Genomic DNA, 25,404 nt, shown 5'->3' on the forward strand with positions numbered 1-25,404 from the left:
AACGCCGGCGGCTGCCTAGCGTCGAACGATTGACCTCAAGAGCCTCAATGCTACCGACAGTGAAGCCATGTCATCGGCCTCAAGCGCGTTCACTTCATCAAACATGCTCTTCGCCCGGCTCAGCTGCTCCGCATTCTGGTTCTCCCAGGCCACAAGCCGCTCCTCTGCCGGTACACCCCGCGGCGTTGCCTCCAGCACGGCCGTCGTCATATCCGAAACGGTCGAGTACAGGTCGTCGCGCAGGGCCGCCCGGGCCAGAGCCTGCCAGCGGTCCCGCCGGGGCAGCTTGGTGATTCGCTCAAGCAGGGAATCGGCGTGGAAGTGGTTGAACAGGGCGTAGTAGACATGCGCGATGTCCTCTACCGGTTCCGGGCTGGCGTGGACGATCTTGGCGATGTCGAGCAGCACAAAGCTTTCGAACAGTTCGGCCCACCGATGGGCCAGTTGCTCCGGCAGGCCCCACGCGCGGGCCGTCTCCAGCCATTCGGCCACCCGGTCACGGTCACCGCCGCGCAGGTAGTCCAGCAGGCGCGCACGCATCGGATCCATCAGCGGCTTGAACTCGGCCACGGTCTCGGCAATTGGCCGGGAGCCGTTGCTTTGGCTCAGGACCCACCGCACGGCCCGGTCCAGAAGCCTGCGGATATCCAAATGGACGGTGCTCCAGTGCTCCGTCGGGAAAGAAGCGGGCAACGCATTGAGCTCCCCGACCATAACGTCCAGTTCATAGACTTCACGGAGGGCCAGGAAGGCCTTGGCAACAGCGGCCTCGGACGCGGAGGTTTCTTCCATGGCACGGAAGGCAAAGGTGATGCCGCCCATGTTAATCATGTCGTTCGCCACCACTGTCGCGATGATTTCCCGGCGCAGCGGATGGGTGTCCAGCTCCGCATCGAACCTCTCACGCAACTGCTTCGGGAAATAAGCACGCAGGGTTGACCGGAACCACGGGTCCTCGGAGAGGTCGCTGTCCCGGAGCGCCGAGGCAAGCTCGATTTTGGCGTAGGCCGCCAGGACGGACAGCTCCGGTGAGGTCAGTCCCTGGCCCTGTTCGAGCCGCTCGCGCAACGTCTCCGTTGTCGGCAGCGCCTCCAGATCACGCTTGAGGTCGGCCGACTTCTCCAGCCAGTCCATCAGGCGTTCGTAGCTGGGGCTCCATTCGGAGACCCGCATCCGGTCATTGAGCAGCAGGATGTTCTGGTCGATATTGTCCTCAAGGACGAGCCGGCCGACTTCGTCGGTCATCGAGGCCAGGAACTCCGATCGCTCCGCAGGATCCAGCTTCCCGGCGGCAACCATCCGGTCCACGAAGATCTTGATGTTCACCTCGTGGTCGGAGCAGTCCACCCCGGCAGAGTTGTCGATCGCATCGCTGTTCAGGATGACGCCCTGCAGGGCGGCCTCGATGCGGCCGCGCTGGGTCATGCCCAGGTTGCCGCCCTCACCGACCACCTTCACGCGCAGTTCACGGCCATCGACGCGGATGGAGTCGTTGGCTTTGTCACCGACCTCGGCATTGGTTTCCGTAGCGGCCTTGACATAGGTGCCGATCCCGCCGTTATAGAGCAGGTCGGCCGGGGCGAGCAGGATCGCTCGCAGCAGTTCGGGCGGGCTGAGCCTGGTCGTCCCGTCGGGAAGCCCCAGTGCGGAACGGACCTGGGCCGAGACCGCGATCGACTTCGCCTGGCGGGCAAAAACTCCGCCACCTTCGCTGATCAGCGTTTTGTTGTAGTCGTCCCAGGATGAACGGGGCAGCTCAAAAAGACGCTGGCGCTCGGCGAAGGAGACGGCCTCGTCCGGGGTCGGATCGAGGAAAATGTGCCGGTGGTCAAAGGCCGCGAGCAGCCGGATATGCTTCGACAAGAGCATACCGTTGCCGAACACGTCCCCTGACATGTCGCCGACACCGACGACCGTGAACGGCTCGGACTGGGTGTCCAGGTCCAGCTCGCTGAAGTGCCGCTTAACGGATTCCCAGGCACCCCGGGCGGTGATGCCCATCGCCTTGTGGTCGTAGCCGACCGATCCGCCGGAGGCGAAAGCGTCACCAAGCCAGTACCCGTACTCCGCGGCGAGGCCGTTGGCGATGTCGGAGAATGACGCAGTTCCCTTGTCAGCTGCAACTACAAGGTAGGAATCGTCGTCGTCATGGCGTACGACGTCGGCCGGCGGCACCAGCTGCTCGCCGGCTGTTGTTGTCACGAGGTTGTCCGTGATGTCCAAGAGACCGCGGATAAACGTCTTGTAGCTTGCGATGCCCTCCGCCATCCACGCGCTGCGGTCCGCCGCGGGGTCGGGGAGCTGTTTAGCGTAGAACCCGCCTTTGGCGCCGGTGGGCACGATCACTGCGTTTTTGACCGTTTGGGCCTTGACCAGTCCAAGGATCTCGGTGCGGAAATCCTCCCGGCGGTCCGACCAGCGCAGGCCGCCGCGGGCCACCTTGCCGAATCGCAGGTGGACGCCCTCTACCCGGGGCGAGTAGACCCAGATCTCGAACATGGGAGTCGGGAACGGCAGGCCTTCAATTGCTGACGGGTTCAGCTTGAAACTCAGGTGGGCCTTGTTCTGGTAGTAGTTGGTCCGCAGGGTCGCCTGGATCAGGTTCTTGAAGGTCCGCAGCACGCGGTCGGCGTCGAGGGTTGCGACCCGCTCGATCGCAGCATCCAATCCGGCGATGACCTCGTCCTGCCGGCTGCGGCGTTCGTCCTCACCCAACGAAGGATCGAAGCGGGCTTCGAACAGTGCACTGAGCCCGCGGTTGACGTCGGGGTTAGCCAGCAGCGTATCTGCCAGGAATCCGTAAGAGTTGGTGTTGCCCATCTGCCGCATGTACTTGGCGTACGCGCGCAGGACGACCACCTGGCGCCAGCGCATCCCTTCGCGAAGCACCAGCCGGTCGAAGCTGTCCGATTCCACGGCACCGGACACGGCAGCAGAGAAGGCCTCCGCGAGCAACTCCCCCGTTTCCAGGGGGTCAACCCCGGCGGGGTACTTCAGGCCCAAGTCATACAGGAAGAAGTCACGGTGGTCCGCGGTCTCGATTTCGAACGGACGCTCGTCCAGGACCTCCAAGCCCAGGTTGTGGAAATACGGCAGGATTTGGCTCAGGCTTTTGGGCTCGAGCATGTAGAGCTTGACGCGGGCGTCCTCTTCAAGGGTCGCTCCGGCACCATCGGGGAGATAGACGTGGACGCCGGACTGTTCTTGGACTTCGTGCGCGCTGTCCTGGGCTCCGGCTCCGTACTTCTCGAAGCGGGCGATGTCCTCCAGGGCATCCTCCACCTCGTAGTCGACCCGGTAACTCGCCGGGAAAGCCTCGGCCCACACAGCGGCGAGCTCCTTGGCACCGTCCTCCCTGAGGCCCCCGTCGGCGCGGGTGTGCAGGACCTCGGAGATGCCTTCGCTCCACGAACGGGCCGCGCGGACCAGCCTCTTTTCGAGATCTTCGCTATTGACGGTGCTGACATCAGAGTTCTTCGGGAGCCTGATCCGGAAGAAGAGCCGCGCCAGCGCGGACTCAGTCATCCGCGCCTCGAAATCGATGGAGACCGCATCGAAAGTGTCGCGCAGCTCCTTCTCGATGCGCAGGCGGACGTTCGTGGTGTAACGGTCGCGCGGAAGGTACACAAGAGCGGACATAAAGCGACCGTAGAGGTCCGGCCGCAGGAACAGCCGGGTGCGGCGTCGTTCCTGCAATCGCTGGATGCCCGTGGCAATGGCAGCCAGGTCGGGTATTTCGATCTGGAAAAGCTCGTCGCGGGGGTACGTTTCGAGGATGCCCAGGAGGTCCTTGCCGGAGTGTGAATCCGGCGGGAAGCCGGCATCGCTCAGTACTGCGGCGACCTTCTCGCGCACCACCGGGATATCACGCACGGACCCCGCATAGGCAGTGGTGGCAAAGAGCCCGATGAAGCGGCGTTCACCGTTGACGTTGCCGGCAGCATCGAAGCTCTTGACGCCGATGTAGTCCAGGTAGGCGGAGCGGTGGACCGTGGAGCGCGAGTTGGCCTTGGTGATAACAAGTGCGCGCTTTTCGCGGGCCTTCTTCCGGCCCGTCTCCGTGAGGTGCTGAATCTGGTGCGGGGTCTCTGCCCCGCTGCGCAGCAGCCCAAGACCGCTTTCTTCCCGGGGTTCCAGGACGTCCTCTCCGGATTCATTCGTGAGGTCGTATTCGCGGTACCCGAGGAAGGTGAAATTGCCGTCATCCAGCCAGCGGAGCAGCGCCTGGGCCTGGCGGAGTTCGGCGATCTGCGCGTCACCGGGGAGCGTATCCAGGTCGTCGGCGATCTGAAGGGCCCGGTTCCGCATCTTCGGCCAGTCCTCGACGGCGGCGCGGACATCGGCGAGTACCCGTCCGATTCCCGCTGTCAGCGCTGCGCGCTTTTCCTCGTCCACGGGGTCAATTTCGACGGCGATCCATGATTCCATGTGGGAGGCGTTATCCCCCTGGGCGATCAGGTGCGAAAGGTTGGGCATCGCGGCGGTGTCGCCGCTGGAAATGCCCAGGTGCGAGGGGACCCGTGAGACTTTGACGAGTTCGCCGCTTTCCCGGTTGCGGGTCACAACGAACAGCGGATGAATCACGAGTCGGATGGGGGCGTTCTGCCGGACGAGTTCGGCGTTCACCGAATCAACCAGGAACGGCATATCGTCGGTGACGATGTAGACAACACTGCGGTCAGCTTCATCGGCGATGGTGATGTTAGCGGTGCCCGGGAGCCGTTTGGCCGCCGTCTGGCGGTGCATCGCCGCCCGTTCCGAGAGCAATGCCTCAGGATAAGCCAAGGCATCTTCTTCGGCTAGGTGCTCGTAGTAGTCCCTCAGGTAGCCTGCCCCGGCACCGATCGAAACGGGTTGATCCTCCACGCTGGACCCAGACGACATCGACAAACGCCTCCATCAGAAAAGTTCATGGCCGCTTCGTTGCGGCCCTCATGGTGAGCCTAGCCTTTTAGTCGCCGCTTCGCTGTGGAAGAAAATACAGAGGATCGGCTAATTCGCTGGACGGGTGCACAAACAAGGTCGGCGATCCCCCTTCGCAGCGGAGAATCGGGGGCGGCCTCGAGCAGGAGCGATCCCGCCAGCAGCGCCGCATCAGTAGCGACCGGGTCAGCTGGCAGAAAGGCACTCAGCGGGACCGTGGGACCGAAACGCTCCCAGGCATCGCGCAGTTGCCGTTCCGGGAAGCGTCCCACAGCGGACTGCCGGACCTTGTTCAACACCACGCGCGGGGACACACCCGGGACGGCGGATTCCAGTTCGGCCAAACCCCGGACCAGCCTTGGAACACCTATCGAGTCGGCCGCTCCCACGGCGAACACCATGTCCGCAAGTTCGAGGCTCCTCAAGGTCGCGGCGTTGCGGCGAGGTGCCATCGTATCGAAACTCAATTCCTCGTCGCTCTCCAGGCAGAACCCGGTATCGATGACTACGACTTCTGCAAGCTGCCGGGCCCGGGACAGCACCAGGGAAAGTGCCGCGGGGCGGAGTTCGGTCCAGCGGTCGGCCCGGGTGATTCCGGTCAGCACCCGGAAACTACCCGTCTTCGTTACGACCGGAGCCGCGATCCGGAGCAGCGCTTCCTGGTTCAGCAGGCCTTGGTCTGCGAGGCGGCACGCCTGCGCGAGCCCGGCGGCTTCGTCCAGCAGCCCCAGCATGGCCGCGACACTGGCGCCATAGCTATCGGCGTCCACCAACAGCACGGATTTCCCGGCGGCGGCGAGTTCGGCGGCCATATTGACCGCGAGCATGGTCCGGCCCGGCGATCCTGCGGGCCCCCACACCGCGATGACCTTACCGGCACCGGATCTTTCGGCGCCGTCCACGGCGCCCCCGCCGGAGCTTTCGGGGGCCCGGCCGGCGTCGGGCGGACCAGAGCTGTCACCTTGCCGGAGCAGCGGGTCCCGCCCGGTGAGTTGGCTGACAGCGGACTGGATACGGCCGGCAAGGGCCGCGGCGCCGACCCCCGATAGTTCGGCGGCCACCCCGATCCCCTGCAACCGGGCCATCTCTTCCGTGCTGTCGGTCAGGGCCACGACGGCCACCCCCACGGCGGACAGCCGGTCGACAAGCGATGCCGTCAGCTCCTCGCTGCCCTGCGCCACGACTGCGGCACGGGCAAGTCCGCTCTGGCAGGCGGCCAGCAGTTCGGCCAACTCGGTACACCGCCGGACCACCGACACCGGGCCGTGGAGGCGTTCCAGCCTGCCGACCAGGTCTTCCCGCGAGTCCCCGACAGTAACAACGGGGATACTCATCGCTTGCCTCCCCCAGGGTTCCAAACGACTGATATTTTCGCCTTGTTGGCCTGCGCCCCCAGCAGGTTCGGCATCTGCCCGTCGGTCACCAGCACCATCACCACTGTGGACCGTGCGGACCCCAGCGCGGTGCTTCCCGGCGTAATCCGGGCGATTTCTGCGCCCGGCAACAGCAAGGCCGGCTGGCTGAATCCATTCCTGGTATCCGGCAGCGCGACCCAGACATCGACCCGGGAACCTGCAACCGCTTGCTCCGGCAGGGCCTCCTCGACAGTGACGGCCACCGGTTTCCGGTCCAGTCCGTCGGGCCTCCCGAAACTGCCGCGCGGCAGCAATTGGTCCTTGCCGATCCTCTGCACGGCGACCAGCCCGTCCGGCACGCCGGTCGCGGGCGTGAGATAGTGCTGTTCGACCTCGCCCAGGCGGACCTTGACGCGGTCCAGCTTGTCAGCGCTCAGAGTTTCCCCGACGGCGATCGCTTCCCGCGCGGTGTAGGCCTCGGCGGTTTGGTCCGCGGCTCCCACCACTGCTATCACACCCGCCACTGAGGCAAGCACCAGCAGGATGCCAATAATCAGCCTGGGGTCTTTCCAGGACGGCTTCTTCAGCCGCGCACCGCCGGCTGCCGTGCTTGCACTCATGCGCCCGCTCCCCCCGTCATTGCCGCCGGTGACGGCCCGGCCATCATTATTGTTGCCCCTTGGTGCGCTCACGGGAAGATGCAGAAGCAAAAGAAGTGCAAACTGTGGATAACGGCCCTGGAACGGACCATCGATGGCAAAATGGGATCATGCCCCGATTCCTGACCCTTGCCGACGTCGCAGAGCAGCTCCAGATCAACGCCACGGCTGCGTACTCGCTCGTGCGCAGCGGGGAGCTCAAGGCCATTCAGGTGGGCGGACGGGGCCAGTGGCGTGTTGAGGAGAAGATGCTCGAGCAGTACATCGAGGAGCGCTACGCGGAAGCTGGCCGGATGATCGAACAAGCAAAGTCCAAGAACCGCTGAGCCGGGGAAACCCGGCGCCGCAGCCACGCCGGATTCACCGAGCTGCCGGGTAGCCGCGCGGATCGTCATCCGGAGACCGGGCGGACCTGATTCCGGCGAGGGCGCCGAAGGGAATCGTCGCCAACTGCCGGACATTGGCCGCCCGGCGGTCCTCGCCTTCCCCGGTCACCGCCAGGTCGAAGTGGTCGCGGCCGACCCTGTCGATCACACCGTGGAGAGTCGTTTCGCCTGCTGACCCTCCGGTCAGCAGGACAGCAAGAGCTGCGCGGTCCCGCGCCAGGCCGCGCAGGGCGCTGGCCAGTCCAAGTCTTTGCCGGACCCTGGACGGCTCAGGCACTGCGAACCGCGCAAGCCCGAGGTAGCTAAGCGCCGAGTCATAGGGAATCAGCACTTGATGCTGTGGTTCAGCCAGCACGAGCGCCTGACTTCCCGAGTGGATCAACGTTCCCTCGAACGTTGTTCCGGAGGCGAGCTGAACCCGTATTTGTAGCCCCACCGAGCCCCGAAGCCGGTCACCGAGCTCCACGGCTGCCGCTTCCGCCCTCGTCCGCTCCATAATTTCCGCGTCGAGATCCAGCCGCACGCCCGCGGCCATTTGGGTCTCCAGATCCTCAAAGAGGGAATCCCAGCGCATGGCGTCAGGGTACGCACGGCCCACGCCAGCGGTCAACCACACTCCGGAAAATTAGCCCTAGACAAACGTCACTATACGAATCCAAACTTAGTTAAACAGCATCAAATTAGTTCTAAAAGCATCAAACGGCATCAAAGAAAGACAGGCAGCAGACCATGGCCGCAGCAGACGTTCCGACATCCAGCCCGCACCCTGCGCTGCGCGCCGACGTGGTGATGGCGGCAGCCATTTTGCTGCTGGGCTTCCTCCTCGCCGCAACAGGAGGCGCCATGGTCCAGCGCTGGAGGGTCTCCTCCGCACATCACGCGTCCTTAGGGTTTGAAGACCAGCTTGGTGCCGCTGCGAACACGGCAGGCCTGGTGGTGATTCTCTGGTGGGCAATGTCGCTTGGCATTGCTGTGGCGGCAGCCCTCCTCGAACGCGGCGGAAAGGTCCGCGCCGCCTCAGCCACCGGCAGATTTGCCCCGGGCTATATGCGCCGCCTCGCCTTGGCCGCCGTCGGACTCCAGCTGCTCACCGCACCGCTGGCCACAGCAGCCGTCCCACCGGCATTCCCCGACCCCGCGGCCTCGCCCGCGGCCACACCAGCGGCATCCGCAGCGTGGATCCCGACGGCGGTTGCGGACGCGACAGGAGCTCCGCCTGGAACGTACACGGCGCGGCCAGCGCCGGCGGCAACACCCGTAAATCCGTCGCAAACCCCTGCTGTCGAGATTCCGCAATGGCAACCGTTGAGTCCGGTTGTCGACCCGGGACCGCTGGCGGAGCGCCCGCTGCGTCGGCAGCAAGCAGCGGACCACACGACTGAAGTGACAATCAGGCCCGGTGATTCGCTGTGGACCGTAGCGGCCGGCCGTCTGGGAGCCTGCGCCTCCGACGTCGACATTGCCCTGGAATGGCCAAGGATCTATCAGGTCAACAGAGGCATCATCGGGGGTAACCCGGATCTGTTGCGGCCTGGCCAGGTGCTCAGGCTGCGCCCCGGATTCTGAGTGTGCCCGAGCCCAGTCCCCGATCCTTCCGGTCTACGGCCCATAGAGATCCCGGCTGGGAACATCCCCGGCATCGCATTGCGCCAATTGAAAACCCTCAGAAAGGAAGCACAATGAACGCCACCAGCAGCCTCCGTGCCGCAGCGGAACCCAACCGATCCCTAGCCCCGCCACTTCGACTGGTTCCCGACGGTGCGGCCCCGGCATCCCTGCCGGCCGGGCCCTGCATTCCGGCAGCACCGCGGCTGCCAATGCCCGACGAGGAACAGCAGATCTGTGCTATTTCACGCAGCACGGTTCAGGCCGCCATCGAGGTGCTGGCCGGTGCCCGTGCGGTGCAGCAGTTGGCAAGGCGGCTCGACGACCGCTGTCTGGCGGCCCTGCAACACCGGGCCGCGTTGACGCGGCGGATGCCGTGCGGGGCGTCGCCAACCGCCGGACGGCTGCACCGTAATCCGTCCGTCCACTCCGTCCGGGCCTGCCGGGTGACCGCGGACATCTACGAAGCCAGCGCCGTTGTGGTCGAGGAATCGCGGGTGCGCGCGGTCGCGCTGAGGCTGGAGCGCAGCAGGCTCGCCTGGCGGGTCACTGTGCTGGAAATCGGCTGATTGCCAAGGCACAAGGCCAGTTACCACCGGCCAGGCTTCCCAATGGACCCGGCGGAAGGAGGAGAACCTAGCTGCGGCCGGCTAAGCCGCAGCCGTTCAGCTAGCGCTTCCTCTTCTTGTTGGCGCGACGCTGGGCATCCTGGGCAGCCTTGGCCGGGTTCCCCGAGCGGCCGGAGGACTTGGCCTCCACCCGGGTCTGGGCCGAACCGTCCTCACCCGGGGCCGTGTACTGCAGCTGCGCCGGCTTTTCAGGGGCTTCCAGCCCGGCAGCACGAATCTGCGGCTCGTGATGTTCGGTGTGCTGCCCGGCGTCGTCCGCAACTACGACGTCCTCGGCAGGGGTCACCTCAACCTCAAGGTTGAACAGGAACCCCACGCTTTCCTCGCGAATGGCCTCCATCATGGCCTGGAACATAATAAAGCCCTCGCGCTGGTACTCCACCAGAGGATCGCGTTGGGCCATGGCGCGCAGCCCGATGCCCTCCTTGAGGTAGTCCATCTCGTACAGGTGCTCCTGCCATTTTCGGCCGATCACCGAAAGGACGACCCGGCGCTCAAGTTCGCGCATGCTCGTCTGGCCGATAGCCTCTTCGCGTGCCTGGTAAACCAGACGTGCGTCGGAGAGGATCTCCTCCTTCAGGAACTCCACCGTGATCCGCGGCTTTCCACCGGCCTCGTCAATGACCTCGCGCGGCGTAACACTTACCGGGTACAGGGTTTTGAGGTTGGACCAGAGAAGGTTGAAGTCCCAGTCGTCGCCGGTACCCTCTGCCGTGGCTTGCTCGATGAAGGCATTGATCGTATCTTCCAGGAAGAACTGGACCTTCTCGTGGAGGTCGTCCCCCTCGAGAATGCGCCGGCGATCACCATAGATGGCCTCACGCTGGCGGTTCAGCACGTCGTCGTACTTCAGGACGTTCTTTCGCTGTTCGGCGTTGCGGCCCTCCACCTGACCCTGGGCGGAGGCGATCGCACGAGAGACGAGCTTGGATTCGAGTGCCACGTCGTCAGGCACTGAGCTGCTCATCAGGCGTTCCGCGGCGCCGGAGTTGAACAGACGCATCAGGTCATCGGTCAGCGACAGGTAAAACCGGGACTCGCCCGGGTCGCCCTGGCGGCCGGAACGGCCGCGGAGCTGGTTGTCGATCCGGCGCGATTCGTGCCGTTCGGTGCCCAGCACATAAAGGCCGCCAAAGCTGAGGACTTCTGCGTGCTCGTCCTTGACGGCCTGTTTGGCAGCCTCGAAAGCGGCCGGCCAGGCGGCCTCGTATTCTTCGGAGTTCTCCTCCGGGTCGAGCCCGCGCTGAGCCAGTTCGGCGACGGCGGTGAACTCGGCGTTGCCGCCGAGCATGATGTCGGTACCTCGGCCGGCCATGTTGGTCGCAACCGTGACGGCCCCCTTGCGGCCTGCCTGGGCGACGATCGCGGCCTCCCGGGCGTGGTTCTTGGCGTTCAGGACCTCATGGCGGACACCCTCCTTGGCAAGGAGCCGGGAGAGGTATTCACTCTTCTCGACGCTTGTGGTGCCAACGAGGACCGGCTGGCCCTGATCGTGTCGTTCAGCGATGTCCTTGACGACGGCGTCGAACTTGACCGCCTCGTTCTTGTAGACCAGGTCCGCCTGGTCGATGCGCTGCATGTCCCGGTTGGTGGGGATCGCAACAACGCCGAGCTTGTAGGTGCTCATAAACTCGGCGGCTTCAGTTTCGGCGGTGCCGGTCATGCCCGCGAGCTTGTTGTACATGCGGAAATAGTTCTGCAGGGTAACCGTGGCGAGAGTCTGGTTCTCGGCCTTAATCTCGACGCCTTCTTTGGCCTCAATCGCCTGGTGCATACCCTCGTTGTAACGGCGGCCGGCGAGGATGCGGCCGGTGTGCTCGTCCACGATCAGCACTTCACCGTCCAGGATGACGTAGTCCTTGTCCCGCTTGAACAGTTCCTTGGCCTTGATGGCGTTGTTCAGGAAGCCGATCAGCGGGGTGTTGGCGGACTCGTACAGGTTGTGGATACCGAGGTAGTCCTCGACCTTCTCAATGCCGGCCTCGAGCACACCGACGGTGCGCTTCTTCTCGTCAACTTCGTAGTCCTCCTCGGACTGAAGCCGCGTGACGACCTTAGCGAACTCGCTGTACCAGCGGTTGGTGTCACCCTGGGCCGGCCCGGAGATGATGAGCGGGGTCCGGGCCTCATCGATGAGGATGGAGTCCACCTCATCGACTATGGCAAAGTGGTGGCCGCGCTGGACCAGTTCGGATTGGTCCCACGCCATGTTGTCGCGCAAGTAGTCGAACCCGAATTCGTTGTTGGTGCCGTAGGTGATATCCGCAGAGTATTGCTGGCGGCGTACCGCAGGATCCTGGTTTGACAGGATGCAGCCGCTGCTCAGGCCAAGGAACCGAAACACCCGGCCCATCAGATCCGACTGGTACTCAGCCAGGTAGTCGTTCACCGTAATGACGTGCACACCGTTGCCGGTGAGGGCGTTCAGGTAGGCCGGAGCGGTGGCCACGAGGGTCTTGCCTTCACCGGTTTTCATTTCGGCAATGTTGCCCAGGTGCAGGGCGGCGCCACCCATCAGCTGGACGTCGAAATGGCGCATGCCAAGGGTTCGGGAGGAGGCTTCGCGCACGGCAGCGAAAGCCTCGGGCAGCAGATCGTCCAGTATCTCGCCATCACCGTGGCGCGCGCGCAGACGGTCCGTCTCTTCGCGCAATTCAGCGTCGCTGAAGGTCTGGAAGGAGCTTTCCAGGGCATTGATGGAATCGGCATAGTTCCGCAGTTGCCTCAGGGTTTTTTTGTCACCCGTGCGGAGAAGTTTTTCGATAAGTGATGCCACGTGAAGTTGCTCCCAGTCTCAAGCTGCCGAATTCTGGCGTATTTAGTCTACGGGAGAGACGCAGGGCCGATTACGCCTGTCCCCTCTTAGCGGATAGCCCGCTCCCTGCCTCGGACACTGCTGCTGCCAGCGCCACTGCCAGGTCCCCTTGCTGGGAAACAACTATCCGGTCCAGTTCCAACCACTCTGCCATGAGCCGCAGTTCAGCGGCGAGTTCGGCGGCGGTGTCGGACGGAGCGTCGGGTTCGGCATGGGCCGCCCTCGCCAGCAGGATGCGGTTGGATCGATCGGCTTTGAGGTCGACGCGGGCCACGATCCCGTCCCGCAGCAGGAACGGCAGCACATAGTAGCCGTAGCGGCGCTTCGGTTCCGGAGTGTAGATCTCGATGCGGTAGTGGAAGCCGAACAGGGCCTCCAGCCGGCGCCGCTCAAAGACCAGTGAGTCGAAAGGGCTCAGCAGCGCACGGCCGGTGGCCGTGCGGGGCAGTTTTGCCTCGATATGCCTGTAGACGGGCCTATTCCAGCCGGTCACGGTGACAGGCAACAAGCTGCCGGCGCGGACCAGGTGGTCCACGGCCAGGGCCGATGCACGCAGGGGCGTCCGGAAGTAATCGGCAAAGCATCGCAGTGTGCCGATCCCGTGGGCACGGGCGGCCGCATCGATCAGACGCACCAGCGCTGCGGCCCGGGATGAGTCGGTGGTCGGGAGGCCCGACGGCGGTGCGGGCCGCTCAGGCAGGACCCTGGCGGTAAGGGTGTAGCGCCGCTCGAACGATTCCGTGCGTGACGCGGCCGAAATGATCCCCGCCTCAAACAGGTGTTCGAGGACCATTTTGACGGCGTTCCAGTTCCAGCCCCAGTTGTCCCGCTGCCGGGCCTCCACATGGCCCAGGCGTGCGGTGAGTTCGGCGGCGGTCATCGGCCTGCCGTCCGCCAGCGCCTCCAGCACCCGGGACGCGACGCCGCTGCGCAGCTGGGGGTCCATGGAATGCGCCCCCACCCATTTCCGGCTTTGCCACAGGACCAGGTCCTGGAAATGGTCGGGCCGGATGAAACTTGCCTCGTGGGCCCAGTACTCCATCATCCGGCGCGGATGGGACCCCGCCATTCGCTGAAGGATGGCGCGGTCGTAGTTCCCCAGACGGGAGAAGAACGGCAGGTAGTGGCTCCGGGACAACACATTCACGGAGTCGATCTGGACAAGCTGGAGGCGGGCAAAAGTACGGCCCACCGCCCGTGAACTCACGGGTCCGGCGGGCCGTACCTTGTCCAATCCCTGGGCTGCCAGTGCGATCCGCCGCGCCTGCGTGAGGCTCAGCGCTTCCGGCACGTCAGTCCCTTCGTTGAACGGTCAGCTTCAGCTTATGCGCTGGCCGGCTCATCCTCGGAGCGGTAGGCGATGATCTTTTCTTCCAGCGGGGCTTGCCCCGGCTCGCAGGTCTGGTCAAGGGAGATCACGCCGTAGGTCCAGCCCTCACGGCGGTAGACGACGGACGGAGCCTTGGTCTCCTTGTCCACGAAGAGGTAGAAGTCGTGACCGACAAGTTCCATGTTGTCGACGGCGTCGTCGAGTGTGAGGGACGCCGCGGGAAAGACCTTCCGACGGATCAGCACGGGTGAGTCTCCGGCGGGGATATCGTTTTCGACCTCGTACGGCGATTTCTCATCGGGGGCCGTCTTCGACTCCTGCCAGTGGCTCGCCTCTTCGTAGAGGGGCTCGCTGGTACTAGCGGGCTCAAGCGACGCCGTCGCCTCGGTCACGGACTTGGGGGTGTGCCGGCCGTGGTGGACCTTCTTGCGGTCCTTCGCCCGGCGCAGGCGCTCCAGAAGCTTGTTGTAGGCGAGATCGAACGCGGCGAATTTGTCGGCGGCGCTGGCTTCGGCACGAATCACGGGCCCACGGCCCAGGACGGTCAGCTCAACCGTGAGCATCTCGTCCGTCTGCCGGGCCTTGGTCTCCTTGGAAACCTTCGCGTCCACCCTCTGGACCTTGTCCCCGAGCGACGCGATCTTCGAGATCTTCTCGTCAGCGTATTCGCGGAACCGGTCCGAGACCGTCAAATTACGTCCGCTGATCATGAACTCCATGGTGCCCTCCAAATGACTTCGGTGACACGACGACGGCACTTCCCGAGGCTGATCTGACTGACAGTCGAGCCCCTTTCCGAGCCGCCATCGACAGGTACATCTGTTCTTGGTACCCATCTTCGACGTTAGTTCATACACACCTCTTATTCATCCTTTTTTGGTTTATTTTTTTCGTTGACGGGCCGTTTCCCTGCTATCGCACCGTCCGGACCGGGGAAGCCCAATGTGACCGGCGGGCGTGTCGCGGCGAGGACTACGGCACCCCGCACCACCGCGCCGGCCGCATGCAACGCCCGGCTGGCCTCGGCCAACGTGGCCCCGGTGGTGAGCACGTCGTCAACGATGATGCACGCCCGGCCGTCCACCCCGGGATTGAACGGCCAGCGGCGAACCCGCATGGTTCCCTGCACGCGCTGCACCCTGTCCCGGCGCCCCAGTCCCTTCTGGCCACCCTGCCCACCTGATGACGGCCCGCACGCCGGGAACGGCGGCCTCGTCTTCCGGAGTGCGTGGACGATGGTGAATCCCGGGTGCTGCCCGGCTCCCGGCCCCCTTGGCCTTCCCGCCCTGCCGAGCAGCACGTGGATCGGGCTGAAGCCGCGCTTCCGGTAGGCGCTGCTGCTCGTCGGGACGGGTACAAGGAGCAGTCCCCGGGACTCCCCGGCGGCGTCGCGGATGGCCCGGGCCAGGCCTTTGGACAACACCTCGGCGAGCTGACGCTGCCCGTGGCTCTTGAACGACAGCACGGTCTGCGCCAACTCCGCGCGGTAGGCGCCGGCAGCCACCACCGGAAGGATCACGGCGCCGTCGACGTCCATCAGTGCCGGGGCCTGCGCTTCTGCCCGGAATGGTTGGCGCATCAATAGCCGGACCTGCCGTTCGCAGCCGCCGCAGAGCGGCATGTCTTCGGCCCCGCAACAGACACACTCCACCGGGGCCACGAGTGCCAGGACTTCGGCGGCAGCGGCGGCGGCAGCCGCCGCCAGCCGTGCCAGCGGCAGGCGGTAGGCGCCCCGGTGTCTCGCCGCAGAAGCTGCGGCAGTAACCAGATCGGGGTCGACTGCGCGTTGGGTCCGCCGTGCGGCGCCGGTTGCGCTGCGTGCACCTGTGTGCGGCTCAGCGCCGGCGCTGCCGTCGTGCCCAACTGCCGCCCTGGCCCCGCGGCGGCCGCGGGCTTCCCTGGCTGTGCCCATCCCCCCACTGTGCGCCCCCGCAGCGCCCGTTGGCAGTCCTTGACTCAGCTATGTGCGGAACCGCCGGCGGTCCCGTCAGGTGCGGCCGCTAACCCGGATAGGACGGATCGATCGGCCCCTTCAGCTGCGGGGCCCAGCCGTTACCGAGCCGCTGGAAGATCCCTTCCCCGGACTGGGCATAGATTTCCTCGCCGCCATTCCCGGCGCTGAGTGCGGTGAGCCCGGGCCACGGCGCGAGCGGCTGCGGCTCGGACGCGGTGAGTGGGAGCAGCTCGGGAGTGACGGATCCGCTGGTGGAGCCCTTCATCACGGCGACCGTCGTGTCATCCACCCACACTCCCTGGTCCGGATCATTCGTCGACAGCAGGGTGGTCGGCACGGTCAGTTCCTTTGGGGTACCGTCCGCGGCCCGGACGATACCGGTGATCTGGACTTTGGTCTTGCCGTTCTGCTGCGTGAGAATGAGGGCGCGGGTGCCCTCGCGGGAAACCCTGAACTCCTTGACGGACCGCCCGGCGAGCCATGCCGGCGCCAGGGTGACCGCGGGGACGCTGGCCCCCTCGGCAACGCCGACTGGCCGGTGGGCGACCATTTCGGTGTCGCCGTTGGCCCCCGGCCCGGCCGTCCAGACCCAGTCGTACCGGTCAAAGGACGGGCGGGTCAGCGTAGCGCGGGTAGCGAGCGCCCTGGCGGGCTGTCCCGGCACGATGGAGTACAGCGTCCCGCGCCCCGCGTTGAGGAAAGCCGCGGTCTGCGACACGGGCGACTCCGCCGGGACCCGCGGCGCCAGCGCCGATACAGACTGGATGCCGGGAAGCGGCGAGATCCTGTTGTTCTCGTACCGGACCAGGTCGTTCTCGCTCACGGCGATCTGGCGGCCCGGTACGTTCTTGTCCCGGATCGGCGGGACAACCGAACCGTTGTCATCTACGCGCACCAGGTCCTGGTTGGCTCGGAGCTCGACGTTGATCACATCGGGCTGGCTGCGGAACGTCAGCGAAAGCTGGGTCTGCATCCGCAGGCGGTCCTCGTTGGAAGCCTCCACAAGGTCCTTCGCCGAAAGGTCCACCTGGGCGGCACCGGAGACGACCGGCACGGACTCGCGGGCCAGCTTGATGCCGGACGGGAAGGCGCTGACCACGGCCCCCTTGAGATACGGGGCCGGACCCGCGAGGAGGGCACTTGTCATGGCCTTGACGGTCTTCTTCCGGATGAACCACCGGACATCCGGCACCGCGTAGGTGAACGTCGGGTCATAGAAATAGATCGGATAGGCGCCATAGATTACTTTGAACGTCTCTTCCGGAATTGCCGTACCGTCCGGGAGCTCGGCAATCCGCCATTCACCGTCAACCTTGGTCAGGGTAGCGGGAATATTCTCCTTGGTTCCCTCCGGCAGCCGGGTCGCGACTCCGTCAGCGTCGACGGAGTAGGACACGTCAAGTTCGTAGTTAAAGACGTTCTCGACAGCTGTCGGGACGACACGGGCGGAACGGAACACAAGCACCCGCTGGTCCGGCTTCCAAGTCACTGAGGACGCCTGGGTCAAGTATTGGCGCGCCACCGCGTAGTCGTCTTCGTAGCCGCTGCCGGCGAGGTAGAAGTCTTCGATCACGGCCTCCGGCCCGGCCCCCTCACGCGGGGCCGAAGGGAAGAACACAGGGGCATTATTGGGGTTCCCAGCGCTTTCGTCGGTGCTCTTTCCCACCGGGCCCGAGCGCGGGATCTGGGCACACGATGTCAGCAGGAACAGCAGGAGCGCCAGCAGCACGGCCGCCGCTCGGTGGCCTTTCCATGCGGCTCCGTTCATGGCCCCTCCTTCATTCCGGTGACTGCGGTTCCCGGGTCCGCGATTCGGGTGACGGCTGAGCGGGCGTGCGGTGTGCCGACGTCGGGGACGTCCCCGGCCGCCGGGGCAGGAGCATCGGCGCGTGTGACGGGCACCGGATCCAGCAGCAGCATGGTCCGCTCGCTCCCCACGCCACGGAGCCCGACGTCGACAGGCTCCAGTTGGAGGGGTGACTTCGCAATGGCTTCGCCCTGGCGAAGGGCCAGGGTGAGGCGAAAGTTGGCTCCGACCCCTTTCCGTCCCCACGCCTGCAGCCAGCCGTTGTGGAGTTTGGCGTCTTCGGCCGCAATGGACAACCCGAGGCCGCTGCCCCCAGTGGTGCGCGCCCGCGCCGGATCGGCGCGCCAGAACCTGTCAAAAACGCGGGCCGCGTCCGCCGGTGACAGACCGATGCCGTGGTCCCTGACGGCGACAGCGACGGCGGTGTCGTTGGCCGCCACCGAGATGTTCACCGGCCGGCCTTCGCTGTGTTCCAGGGCATTCAGCACAAGATTGCGCAGGATCCGGTCAATCCGACGGTCATCCATGTCCACGATGATGCTGCCCGCAGGCGCGTTGAGGGTGACCGCGGAGCCGTACTCGGCGGCCACCGGCGCTACACCTTCCATCACATGCGCTACCAGCTGCACAATGTCGCCCGGTTCGGCATCGAGTGTGGCGACGCCCGCGTCGAAGCGTGAGATCTCCAGCAGGTCGGCAAGCAGGGACTGGAAGCGCTCCACCTGGTTATAAAGCAGTTCCGCCGAGCGCTTGTTGACGGGGTCGAAGTCGTCGCGTGCGTCATAGAGCACCTCGGCGGCCATCCGCACCGTGGTCAGCGGGGTGCGTAGTTCGTGGGAAACATCCGAGACGAATCGCTGCTGCATCTGCGACAGCGTGGCGAGCTGGGTGATCTGCTCCTGGAGGCTGGCGGCCATGTGGTTAAAGGACGCGCCAAGCCGGGCCACCTCATCCTCGCCCTTGACTACCATCCGCTCCTGCAACTGCCCGGCCGCGAGTTTCTCGGACACCAGTGCGGCATGGCTGACCGGGCTGACGACGTTCCGGGTCACATACCAGGCGACGGCACCAATCAGCAGCGCCAGCACGGCACCGCCGGCCAGCAGTACGTTTTGGATCTCGTCAAGGGTCTTTTGTGCCGTATTGAGGTCATAAATCAGGTACAGCTCGTAGACCGTGCCGTTGAAAGTGACCTTGTTGCCCACTGCAATTCCGGGCCGGTCCTCGGTACCCACCGGGAATTCCGTGGAAGCCCAGAACTGCTCCTTGCCGGAATCCTGCACCGCCTTGCGCAGCTCGGTCGGAATGACGCTGATGGTGAGCTGGTCCGAGGCCCTCGATTCGACCCAGCGGTTGCGCGGTTTGGTCTGCTCCGGCATGGCTTCGAAGACGTAGCGCCGCTGGATCACGGAACCGCGTCCCTCGACGGCGTTCAAAGTGTCATAAACGAGGGTGATAACACTGGACTGGTCGGTGACCTGGGCGCCGTCGAAGGTGTCCTGGACCTGCTTGACGTTGTATCGTGTCTCCGACTCGGCCTGGGCCAGCCGTTCCTGGAAGAGATTATTGGCGATCTGGTTGGACAAATAGGCCCCGACGACTGCAAATGATGCGACTGCGAGCATCAGTGTCGTCAGGACGGTCCGGAACTGCATGGAACGACGCCATTTGCGGTGCAGGGACCGGAGCAGATAGCGGATACCCGGAAGCAGGCGGGAAGAGCCGGTGCCAACCAGCCTGGCCACCCGCACGCCCACGATCCGGGACCGCTTCATCCAAAGCCGGGTCCGGAACCGCAGGGCCTGCCGGCGGACCGCGGGACCGTCCGCATGCGCGGCGGCCGGGGCCGCGGGACCCGCAGTACCTGGTCCCACGACGCCGGACGGCTCCGGCGAGGTGCTCACCGGAGCTGCTCCGGCGAGGCCCTCCGGTGGCTCAGGAACCTGCTTTGTAGCCGACACCACGGACCGTCAATACAACTTCGGGGGCTTCCGGGTCACGTTCAATTTTTGACCTGAGCCGCTGGACGTGGACGTTGACCAGACGCGTGTCCGCAGCATGCCGGTAGCCCCAGACCTGTTCCAGGAGCAGTTCCCGGGTGAAAACCTGCCAGGGTTTGCGCGCCAGCGCGACCAGCAGGTCAAATTCCAGCGGTGTCAGCGAGATGCGCTCGGCCCCGCGGCTCACGAGGTGGCCTGCGACGTCGATAGTGACGTCGGCGATGTGCAGCGTCTCCGGCGCCTTCTGGTCGCCGGGCCGGAGCCGTGCCCGGACCCGGGCGACCAGCTCGGCCGGCTTGAAGGGCTTCGGGACATAGTCGTCGGCACCGGACTCAAGACCGCGGACCACATCGGACGTATCCGCCTTGGCAGTAAGCATCACGATTGGAACATCGGATTCGGCACGGATCTGTCGGCAGACTTCAATGCCGTCGATGCCCGGAAGCATAAGGTCCAGCAGCACAAGGTCGGGCTTGGACGAGCGGAAGACTTCGAGCGCCTGCCCGCCGTCGGCGCAGAAGACGGGTTCGAACCCGTCATTGCGCAGAACAATACCGATCATCTCGGCCAGCGCCTCGTCATCGTCCACTATCAGAATGCGTGCCTTCATATGTATATATTCCCTTATTGCAATGGCTTTGTCGTATTCAGCGGTGCCCGGGCATGGCGGCGGCCTGCCCGGGCACCGCACGGAGGGCCATAAGCGGGGCCCGCTGTGACAAATGCGCCGCCGTCCCGCATGCTGTGGACAGGAAGACGTCAACAAGCCAAGCATCCCAGGAGGACTTGTGAGCACCCCGATCTACCAACTGGCCCTCGGCGCCGACTTCGGCCGGCTGCAGCCGGAGCTGCAGGAGTATTTTTCCCTCACTCCCGGCTCAGGCCATTTCGGCGTCGGCGAGGGTGTGTTTGAGGTGGTCGGCTGCCGGCAAAGCTGGCTGCGCCCCCTGCTGCGTCCCGCCGGCGGCGAGGAGGCCTTTTTCCCGGAGTACGGGGAAGGCATCCCGTTCCGGATCGAAAACCACGCCCATCTGGACCCTTTCGGCCGGTCCAGCCTGACGGCCCGGCGCGAGATCTTCTTCCCGGGCACCACCAGGCTCTTCCACGACACCACAAGCTTCGATGACTCCGGCAGCCGGTCCGGCCTGCTGGATTACGTCGGACGGTACCGGCGGCTGGTCACGGACCTCAACCTCAGTGTCACCGCCGGTGGCAGGCTGCGCGGCGTATCGGAGGCGTCGCGGCTCTTTCTGGGGCCGCTGCGGATTCCCCTGCCGGCCGCGCTGGACGCCAAGGCCTACGCCGAACAGTGGTGGGCGCCTGAGGAAGGCACCGCCGGAAGGCACCGGATCCAGGTCAAGGTGATCCAGCCGCAGCTCGGGCTGATCCTGGTCTATGCCGGGCACTTCGACTATCGGCTGGACCCTTACCCCGGCGGAGTGTCAGTGCCGGGGTATTTGCCGGACCGCGCCCGGCCTGACCGGTGGGAAAGCCGCAGCTGAGGATCGGGCCCGCGCTAGCCGAGCGCCAGCTGGTTGAGGCCGTCGGACACCTGCACCAGCCGGGTCAGGACCGCCGTCGCCGATGCCGGCGAATGCCTGGCCAGCCCGTCTGAGGGCGTGACCCGTACACCACCGAGAGTCGCGGCGGCCAGGCCCAGCTGGCGCCACGGCCGCCAGAGCGTTTCCACGACGTCGGCGACCCGAGGCAGCGCGGCGGCGGGATTGGAGACATCCAGCGCTCCCGCCCACAGCCGTTTGCCGCCTTCCACTGCGCCGGCGAGCTGTTCCCACTGGCGCGATGTCAGCGCCCGGAGGGGCACCGCGATCCCGTCGGCTCCGGCAGCCAGGATCCGGTCGAAGGGCGCCTCGACTTCCGGGACACAGACAACGACCTCGACGGCGCCGGCCTCCCGCAGCGCGTTGATGAGCAACTCCCAGGAATCGGTGGCCTCCTGGCCGGCTACCGAGCGCAGCGTCCGGTAGCCGCTGGAGGTGGGAATGGTGCCGGCCAGGACGGACGCTATCTCCGGTTCGTCGATCTCCACCACGATCCGGGCTCCGGGAGCCGCGGCGGCTATGCGGCTGAGGTAGCTGCCGGCACCCGCTGCCAGGGACGCGGCAAGGTCCCGCCTGGCGCCGTAGTCAATCAGGGCACGCTCCCCGTTGTGCAGGTGCAGTCCGGCGGCGAGGCTGAGCGGTCCCCGCAGCTGAACCTTGAGATCTGTGGCCGGGCTGTCCTCGGCGCCGATGACGTCGGCAAGAATGTTAATGTCGGTTGAGAGCGCCGAGCGCGCCCGTTTGAAGTCCTTGCCGGGCCGGTCCACGATCCGCCAGCCGTAGGGCTGGACGTCTACGGAAAGGTCCACCAGCAGGGAAGCCGTCCGCCCGAGCGCGTCCGAACCGACACCCCGGTCCGGAAGCTCGGCCAGGAACGGCAGGTGCGGGCCGCCGAGCTCACCGCGGATGATGCGTGCGGACTCGACCGGGTCCTCGCCGGGCCAGGCGCCCAGAGCGGTGGCGGTGACCTGTTGCGGCCCCGCGGCCAGTGGAGCGGCCACGCTTAGGCGGTCTCGGAGGCGCCGGCAGTGCCTACGGATCGGCCCATGAGCGGGGCTTGGGTGCCGGCGGCGAGGCTGTCAGCGGCCAGGGAAGCCAGGTGGTCCTCGGCAATGGCCTCGTGGTGCCGGATGACTTCGCCGATGATGAAGTTGAGGAATTTTTCGGCAAACGCCGGGTCCAGGTGGGCCTCCGCGGCGAGGCGGCGCAGTCGCGAGATCTGAGCGGTCTCCCGGCCAGGATCCCCGGCGGGAAGCTTGTGGGTGGCCTTCAGGAATCCGACCTTCTGGGTGGCTTTGAAGCGCTCAGCGAGAAGGTAAACGAGCGTGGCATCGATATTATCGATGCTGGAACGGATCGACAACAGCTCAGCCATCACCGCCGGATCCACCTGACCGGCCAGCGAGCTGGCTCCCGGGTCATAGGATTCGGCGTCGGGAGGTGTCTGGTTCTGCTCGGTCATTGACCCATTCTAGGGCCACCGCCCGAATCACTTCGGCTGTTAAGCTCGGACGGTTCCTACGGCGCCGCGGGCCGTAACCTGCGTTTTCCGCCACCGCACTGTTTTCCACCACAGCACTGTTTTCCACCACCACACCAGGGACATGCCCGCCGTTCATTCAGAACGGCGGGCATGTCCCCTGGTGTGCCGAGGAATCGGCTTAGCCGTGCAGCACGGCGCGGAATTCCTCCCGGCGCCTGGCCTGCTCGTCCGGATCCGGAACCGGCAGCGAAGCAATGAGCTTTTTGGTGTACTCGTGCTGCGGATGCCCCATCACTTGGTTACCGAGCCCCTGTTCCACCATCTTGCCCTTGTACAGAACACCAACCCAGTGGGAGAGGATATCTACCACCGCGAGGTCGTGGCTGATGAACAGGGCGGCAAAGCCGAATTCGGCCTGGATGTCCTTGAACAGCTCCAGCACCACGGCCTGGACTGACACGTCCAGCGCCGACGTCGGCTCGTCGGCGATGAGCAGCTTCGGGTTCAGGATCAGTGCCCGCGCGAGTGACGCGCGCTGACGCTGCCCGCCGGAGAGCTCATGCGGAAACCTGTCGGCATAGGCGGCCGGCAACTGCACGGCTTCGAGCAGCTCCCGGGTCCGTTGCCTGGCCTGCGCCGGGCCGGGATTGGAGTGGATGATCAGGGGTTCGGCGATGCAGTCACCGATCGTCAACTGCGGATTGAAAGACGCCGCAGGGTCCTGGAAAACGAACCCGATCTCCTTGCGCAGCGGCTTGAAGGTGCGCTCCTTCAGGTTGAGCATTTCGTAGCCCAGCACCTTCAGGCTGCCGCCGGTGGTCCGGTTCAGGCCGGCGATCGCACGCCCGATCGTCGTTTTCCCGGAGCCTGACTCCCCCACGAGGCCAAAGACCTCACCCTCGGAGAGTGTGAAATTCACCCCGTCCACGGCCTTAAAAGCGGGGCTGCCCAGCCGTCCGGGATACTCGATGGTCAGGTTCCTGGCCTCGACGAGCACCTTGCCGCCCTGGTGTGCCCGCTGGGTCATGCCTTCGGAAGCAGAGTTCCGGCCCAGGTGCGGGACGGCGGCCAGGAGCTTCTTTGTGTAGTCCTGCTTCGGTTCGGCGAACAGCACGCGTGCGGCCGCCTCTTCGACGACATCACCCTGGTACATCACAACGACGCGGTCGGCGAGGTCGGCCACCACCCCCATGTTGTGGGTGATCAGCACGATCGAGGTTCCGTACTGGTCCCGGAGGTCCCGCAGGAGCTCAAGGATCTCCGCCTGTACCGTAACGTCCAGCGCGGTGGTCGGCTCGTCCGCCACGATGAGGCCCGGGTTCAGGGCCAGCGCCGCGGCGATGACCACACGCTGCTTCTGCCCGCCGGAGAACTGGTGCGGATAGAAGTTGACCCGCGTTTCGGGGTCCGGAATGCCCACCTTGCGGAGCGCCTCAACGGCGCGGTTTTTGGCTTCCTTGGCGTTGACCCGCCCGGTTCCCCCGTGGCGGGTGTGGGCGCGAATGCCTTCGGCAATCTGCCAGCCGACAGTGAAGACGGGGTTCAGCGCCGTGGACGGTTCCTGGAAGACCATGGCGACGTCGCGGCCACGGATCTCCCGCAACTTCGCGGGACTGACGCTGATCACGTTGTTGCCGTTGATCAGCACCGCTCCGGAGCTGATAGCGGTCTCCGGCAGCAGGCCCAGGATGGTCTTGGCCGTCACGGTTTTGCCGGAGCCGGATTCGCCCACGATCGCCACGACTTCGCCGGGGTTGACCTGGAGACTGACGTCCTTGACGGCGTAAACGTCGCCGGCATCTGTGGCGAAGGTGACCTTGAGGTGCTCGATGTCGAGGACCGGGCCCGTGCCCTTTTTGTCGATGTTGATAGTCATGAACTTCTCACTTCTGCGTCGAGTGCAGCCGGGGCACCGGTGCTGGAATCCGGCCCGCCCTTGCCGGCGGCAGCCTTCCTGCGGCCCCGCAGGCGGGGGTCGTTAAGGTCATTGATGCTCTCGCCGACAAGAGTCAGTCCAAGGACGGTGAGGACGATAGCGAGCCCGGGGAAGACACCTGTCCACCAGATACCTGACGTGGTGTCCGCCAGCGCCTTGTTCAGGTCGAAGCCCCACTCGGCGGCCGACGTCGGCTCAATGCCGAAGCCCAAAAAACCCAGGCCTGCAAGGGTCAGGATGGCTTCGGAGGCGTTGAGGGTAAAGATCAGGGGCAGCGTGCGGGTGGCGTTCTTGAACACGTGGAGGCGCATAATGCGGATGTTTGAGGCACCCACCACCTTGGCCGACTCCACAAAGGGTTCCGCCTTGAGCCGGATGGTTTCGGCCCGGATCACACGGAAGTACTGCGGAATAAAAACGACCGTGATGGAAATCGCCGCAGCGAGGATACCGCCCCAGAGGCTGGACCTGCCGCCGCTGATGGCGATCGCCATCACGATGGCCACCAGCAGCGGCGGGAAGGCGTAAACCGCATCGGCGATCACCACGAGCGTCCGGTCCAGCCAGCCGCCGATGTAGCCGCTGACCAGGCCCAGGATCACACCGATGAAAATCGACATGATCACCGCCACAATGATGACCAGAACGGCCGTTTGGGCTCCCCAGACCACCCGGGAGAAAACATCGTAACCGCCGACGGTTGTTCCCATCAGGTGCTTCCCGCCCGGCGCTTGCTGGGCCGGGAAGCCGCCGTCGGCGTCGGAAATCTGGGAGAAACCAAAGGGCGCGACCAGCGGCGCAAAAATCGCGGTCAGCAGGAAGACTGCTGTGAGTACAAGCCCTGCCACCAGCATTCCGCGCTGCAGGCCAACGCTTTTGTTGAAGTGGGATATGACCGGCAGTCGCCGGACCCAGGGTCCCCGGGGATCTTTGGCAGGTTCAGTAACGGCAGTGGTGCTCATA

Annotated in this window: 19 protein-coding genes; 4 read left to right on the forward strand and 15 right to left on the reverse strand. The window is 65.3% G+C overall.

Annotation, left to right across the window (positions count from 1 at the left end; translation table 11 throughout):
• Positions 1-15: 15 nt before the first annotated feature.
• From ABIB49_RS07110 to ABIB49_RS07120, 3 genes are read right to left on the reverse strand one after another with little or no spacing between them, the layout of a single operon-like run.
• Positions 16-4,884 (reverse strand): NAD-glutamate dehydrogenase, encoded by a 4,869-nt coding sequence (locus ABIB49_RS07110; protein ID WP_282359598.1) that lies wholly within the window; start codon positions 4,882-4,884, stop codon positions 16-18.
• Positions 4,885-4,943: 59 nt separating this feature from the next.
• Positions 4,944-6,257 carry a CpaE/TadZ family protein gene (locus ABIB49_RS07115; RefSeq protein ID WP_282359599.1) on the reverse strand — a complete coding sequence of 438 codons (1,314 nt, stop codon included), beginning with the start codon at positions 6,255-6,257 and terminating at the stop codon, positions 4,944-4,946.
• On the reverse strand, positions 6,254-6,898 hold the full coding sequence (locus tag ABIB49_RS07120; RefSeq protein WP_282359600.1) for a CpaB family protein: 645 nt from the start codon (positions 6,896-6,898) through the stop codon (positions 6,254-6,256). Before ABIB49_RS07120 ends, ABIB49_RS07115 begins: the two co-directional genes overlap by 4 nt.
• A gap of 149 nt (positions 6,899-7,047) precedes the next feature.
• Here ABIB49_RS07120 and ABIB49_RS07125 point away from each other — a divergent pair, with 149 nt between their 5' ends.
• Positions 7,048-7,263 carry a helix-turn-helix domain-containing protein gene (locus tag ABIB49_RS07125; protein WP_282359601.1) on the forward strand — a complete coding sequence of 72 codons (216 nt, stop codon included), beginning with the start codon at positions 7,048-7,050 and terminating at the stop codon, positions 7,261-7,263.
• 34 nt (positions 7,264-7,297) lie between these two features.
• Here the strand turns inward: ABIB49_RS07125 and ABIB49_RS07130 are convergent, their stop codons facing one another.
• A complete protein-coding gene (locus ABIB49_RS07130) occupies positions 7,298-7,897 on the reverse strand; it encodes a hypothetical protein (protein WP_282359602.1) in 600 nt (199 codons plus the stop codon).
• A gap of 155 nt (positions 7,898-8,052) precedes the next feature.
• Here ABIB49_RS07130 and ABIB49_RS07135 point away from each other — a divergent pair, with 155 nt between their 5' ends.
• Both ABIB49_RS07135 and ABIB49_RS07140 read left to right on the forward strand, forming a co-directional pair.
• Positions 8,053-8,889 (forward strand): LysM peptidoglycan-binding domain-containing protein, encoded by an 837-nt coding sequence (locus tag ABIB49_RS07135; RefSeq protein ID WP_354156853.1) that lies wholly within the window; start codon positions 8,053-8,055, stop codon positions 8,887-8,889.
• A gap of 113 nt (positions 8,890-9,002) precedes the next feature.
• Entirely contained in the window at positions 9,003-9,497 is a 495-nt protein-coding gene (locus tag ABIB49_RS07140; protein WP_354156854.1) for an Rv3235 family protein, read from the forward strand.
• A gap of 100 nt (positions 9,498-9,597) precedes the next feature.
• Here ABIB49_RS07140 and secA read toward each other — a convergent pair whose 3' ends face one another.
• From secA to mtrA, 7 genes are all read right to left on the reverse strand, one after another.
• Positions 9,598-12,333 carry a preprotein translocase subunit SecA gene (gene secA, locus ABIB49_RS07145; protein ID WP_354156855.1) on the reverse strand — a complete coding sequence of 912 codons (2,736 nt, stop codon included), beginning with the start codon at positions 12,331-12,333 and terminating at the stop codon, positions 9,598-9,600.
• Positions 12,334-12,403: 70 nt separating this feature from the next.
• Positions 12,404-13,663, reverse strand: coding sequence for a winged helix-turn-helix domain-containing protein (locus ABIB49_RS07150; RefSeq protein WP_354156856.1), 1,260 nt, complete (start codon positions 13,661-13,663; stop codon positions 12,404-12,406).
• Between the two features lie 32 nt (positions 13,664-13,695).
• Positions 13,696-14,421, reverse strand: a complete 726-nt coding sequence (gene hpf, locus ABIB49_RS07155) for a ribosome hibernation-promoting factor, HPF/YfiA family (protein ID WP_282359607.1) — start codon at positions 14,419-14,421, stop codon at positions 13,696-13,698.
• Between the two features lie 143 nt (positions 14,422-14,564).
• Positions 14,565-15,614, reverse strand: a complete 1,050-nt coding sequence (locus tag ABIB49_RS07160; RefSeq protein WP_354156857.1) for a ComF family protein — start codon at positions 15,612-15,614, stop codon at positions 14,565-14,567.
• 88 nt (positions 15,615-15,702) lie between these two features.
• Positions 15,703-17,424, reverse strand: coding sequence for an LpqB family beta-propeller domain-containing protein (locus tag ABIB49_RS07165; protein ID WP_282359609.1), 1,722 nt, complete (start codon positions 17,422-17,424; stop codon positions 15,703-15,705).
• Entirely contained in the window at positions 17,421-19,238 is a 1,818-nt protein-coding gene (mtrB, locus tag ABIB49_RS07170) for an MtrAB system histidine kinase MtrB (protein WP_354156864.1), read from the reverse strand. Before mtrB ends, ABIB49_RS07165 begins: the two co-directional genes overlap by 4 nt.
• Positions 19,239-19,398: 160 nt before the next feature.
• Positions 19,399-20,073, reverse strand: coding sequence for an MtrAB system response regulator MtrA (gene mtrA, locus ABIB49_RS07175; RefSeq protein WP_226775763.1), 675 nt, complete (start codon positions 20,071-20,073; stop codon positions 19,399-19,401).
• Positions 20,074-20,251: 178 nt separating this feature from the next.
• On the opposite strand from mtrA, the gene ABIB49_RS07180 reads away from it, so the two are divergent.
• Complete coding sequence (locus tag ABIB49_RS07180; RefSeq protein ID WP_282359610.1) at positions 20,252-20,965, forward strand: DUF4166 domain-containing protein; 714 nt, start codon at positions 20,252-20,254, stop codon at positions 20,963-20,965.
• A gap of 14 nt (positions 20,966-20,979) precedes the next feature.
• Here the strand turns inward: ABIB49_RS07180 and ABIB49_RS07185 are convergent, their stop codons facing one another.
• From ABIB49_RS07185 to ABIB49_RS07200, 4 genes are all read right to left on the reverse strand, one after another.
• Entirely contained in the window at positions 20,980-22,023 is a 1,044-nt protein-coding gene (locus ABIB49_RS07185; RefSeq protein ID WP_226775761.1) for a uroporphyrinogen decarboxylase/cobalamine-independent methonine synthase family protein, read from the reverse strand.
• Positions 22,024-22,025: 2 nt separating this feature from the next.
• Positions 22,026-22,484 carry a chorismate mutase gene (locus tag ABIB49_RS07190; protein ID WP_282359611.1) on the reverse strand — a complete coding sequence of 153 codons (459 nt, stop codon included), beginning with the start codon at positions 22,482-22,484 and terminating at the stop codon, positions 22,026-22,028.
• Between the two features lie 199 nt (positions 22,485-22,683).
• Positions 22,684-24,381: an ABC transporter ATP-binding protein gene (locus ABIB49_RS07195; RefSeq protein ID WP_354156858.1), complete on the reverse strand. Its 1,698-nt coding sequence runs from the start codon at positions 24,379-24,381 to the stop codon at positions 22,684-22,686.
• A complete protein-coding gene (locus ABIB49_RS07200; RefSeq protein WP_282359613.1) occupies positions 24,378-25,403 on the reverse strand; it encodes an ABC transporter permease in 1,026 nt (341 codons plus the stop codon). The genes ABIB49_RS07195 and ABIB49_RS07200 overlap by 4 nt, the downstream gene beginning before the upstream one ends.
• Position 25,404: the final 1 nt, after the last annotated feature.

The sequence above is a fragment of the Arthrobacter sp. UYCu512 genome, from assembly GCF_040547075.1.
GTDB lineage: Bacteria > Actinomycetota > Actinomycetes > Actinomycetales > Micrococcaceae > Arthrobacter.

Excerpts from the sequence above, each read along its gene's own strand:
- ABIB49_RS07140 (WP_354156854.1), top strand. The coding sequence starts at position 9,003 with ATGAACGCCACCAGCAGCCTCCGTGCCGCAGCGGAACCCAACCGATCC.
- hpf (WP_282359607.1), bottom strand. The coding sequence starts at position 14,421 with ATGGAGTTCATGATCAGCGGACGTAATTTGACGGTCTCGGACCGGTTC.
- mtrB (WP_354156864.1), bottom strand. The coding sequence starts at position 19,238 with ATGAAGCGGTCCCGGATCGTGGGCGTGCGGGTGGCCAGGCTGGTTGGC.
- ABIB49_RS07195 (WP_354156858.1), bottom strand. The coding sequence starts at position 24,381 with ATGACTATCAACATCGACAAAAAGGGCACGGGCCCGGTCCTCGACATC.
- mtrA (WP_226775763.1), bottom strand. The coding sequence starts at position 20,073 with ATGAAGGCACGCATTCTGATAGTGGACGATGACGAGGCGCTGGCCGAG.
- ABIB49_RS07120 (WP_282359600.1), bottom strand. The coding sequence starts at position 6,898 with ATGAGTGCAAGCACGGCAGCCGGCGGTGCGCGGCTGAAGAAGCCGTCC.
- ABIB49_RS07160 (WP_354156857.1), bottom strand. The coding sequence starts at position 15,614 with ATGGGCACAGCCAGGGAAGCCCGCGGCCGCCGCGGGGCCAGGGCGGCA.
- ABIB49_RS07165 (WP_282359609.1), bottom strand. The coding sequence starts at position 17,424 with ATGAACGGAGCCGCATGGAAAGGCCACCGAGCGGCGGCCGTGCTGCTG.
- ABIB49_RS07135 (WP_354156853.1), top strand. The coding sequence starts at position 8,053 with ATGGCCGCAGCAGACGTTCCGACATCCAGCCCGCACCCTGCGCTGCGC.
- ABIB49_RS07115 (WP_282359599.1), bottom strand. The coding sequence starts at position 6,257 with ATGAGTATCCCCGTTGTTACTGTCGGGGACTCGCGGGAAGACCTGGTC.
- ABIB49_RS07110 (WP_282359598.1), bottom strand. The coding sequence starts at position 4,884 with ATGTCGTCTGGGTCCAGCGTGGAGGATCAACCCGTTTCGATCGGTGCC.
- ABIB49_RS07130 (WP_282359602.1), bottom strand. The coding sequence starts at position 7,897 with ATGCGCTGGGATTCCCTCTTTGAGGATCTGGAGACCCAAATGGCCGCG.
- ABIB49_RS07125 (WP_282359601.1), top strand. The coding sequence starts at position 7,048 with ATGCCCCGATTCCTGACCCTTGCCGACGTCGCAGAGCAGCTCCAGATC.
- ABIB49_RS07200 (WP_282359613.1), bottom strand. The coding sequence starts at position 25,403 with ATGAGCACCACTGCCGTTACTGAACCTGCCAAAGATCCCCGGGGACCC.
- ABIB49_RS07190 (WP_282359611.1), bottom strand. The coding sequence starts at position 22,484 with ATGACCGAGCAGAACCAGACACCTCCCGACGCCGAATCCTATGACCCG.